The sequence below is a fragment of the Clostridium sp. UBA5119 genome (assembly GCF_002414285.1).
Classification (GTDB): domain Bacteria; phylum Bacillota; class Clostridia; order Clostridiales; family Clostridiaceae; genus Clostridium_J; species Clostridium_J sulfidigenes.
This window is the reverse complement of sequence record NZ_DHYX01000038.1, coordinates 20,236-21,567: the sequence shown is the minus strand read 5'-3', so window position 1 is coordinate 21,567 and position 1,332 is coordinate 20,236. Positions and strand designations below refer to the sequence as shown.

The window sequence follows — 1,332 nt, the reverse complement described above, 5'->3', positions numbered from 1 at the left end:
CAGCTAAAGTTACTTGTAAATTAATAAAAGGTATCTCTACTGAGAAAGCTAAGGCTATGGTGGCAGATATCAAGGCTAGTAAAATAAAAGTTCAGCCTCAAATTATGGATGATCAATTAAGGATATCTGGAAAGAATAAGGATGATTTACAAGAAACAATGCAGCTCTTAAAATCTAAAGACTATGGTATAGATGTACAATTTACTAACTATAGATAAACTTTATATTTGTAAAATATGACAAATGCAAAAAATCTCTGTTAAAATTTAAAAGAATAAGTTATAATAGATATATATTAACTATTAATGTATAATTTAATGAGAATTGGATAATTTAATAATGTATACAAATTACAATAGTTATATATAATAGTTATATATAATCCCACTTATACTTATGAAAAAATAAATAACAAACATTTAGGAGGAAAATATTATGAAATCAACAGGTATAGTAAGAAAAGTAGACGAATTAGGAAGAATAGTAATTCCAATAGAGTTAAGAAGAACTTTAGACATCGAGATAAAAGATGCTTTAGAAATTTATGTAGATAGAGATCAAATCATATTAAAAAAATATGAGCCAGCATGTTTATTCTGTGGTAATGCTAGAGACGTTAAAAACTACAAAGGTAAAAATATTTGTGAAGAATGTCTTGATAGTATTGCTAAAATGCAAGAATAATATATTCTTACATAACTAATTTAAAAATATCAAAACAGCATTTTGATTTTAATTCAAGATGCTGTTTTTTATTGAATTTTATCATTGAATTGTAATTAATTGACTATATTCAAAAAAAAGTGTATAATAGCACAGAAGTATAATAAACTTTAATGTTTTTTATAATATAAATTAGGAGTGATTTTTTGAAAATTTATGAAGATCCGCAAATAGAAAAAATAGAGAAACTATTAAGAAGAGTATGCTTTTATATAAAGAAAAAAGGAAGAACTATATTAGAAGATTATGATATTACTCCTGCACAATTTGAAGCTTTACAAATTATAGTAAATCATAAAGAAGTAACCATTAGTGAACTTAGCAATAAACTGTATCAAGCCCCTAGCACCATCACTGATTTAGTTGATAGAATGGAAAGTAAGGATCTTGTCAAGAGAGTTAGAGATTCAAAAGATAGACGAATAGTTAGAATAGAAGGTTTAGAAAAGGGACATAACATATTAGAAGCAGTAATTATGGAAAGATGTAAATTTCTCGATTATTCCTTAGAAAACGTTTCTAAAGAAGACAAAGATAGTTTTACTGAATATTTAGATATACTAGAACATGCTTATACAGAAGGTAAATAGTATAAAAAATGCTGAAGTA

At 25.2% G+C, this 1,332-nt stretch carries 3 protein-coding genes; all 3 read left to right on the top strand.

All coding sequences use genetic code 11. The features are described 5' to 3' along the window. Positions 1-218, top strand: a 218-nt coding sequence (locus B2671_RS05115) for a DUF520 family protein (RefSeq protein ID WP_346869451.1), incomplete at its 5' end; no start/stop codon positions are given. A gap of 217 nt (positions 219-435) precedes the next feature. Beyond that, entirely contained in the window at positions 436-684 is a 249-nt protein-coding gene (locus B2671_RS05110; RefSeq protein ID WP_035135880.1) for an AbrB/MazE/SpoVT family DNA-binding domain-containing protein, read from the top strand. Positions 685-869: 185 nt separating this feature from the next. Further along, the gene (locus B2671_RS05105; RefSeq protein ID WP_035135877.1) at positions 870-1,313 is read left to right on the top strand and encodes a MarR family winged helix-turn-helix transcriptional regulator; all 444 of its coding nucleotides are present in this window, start codon (positions 870-872) and stop codon (positions 1,311-1,313) included. Positions 1,314-1,332: the final 19 nt, after the last annotated feature.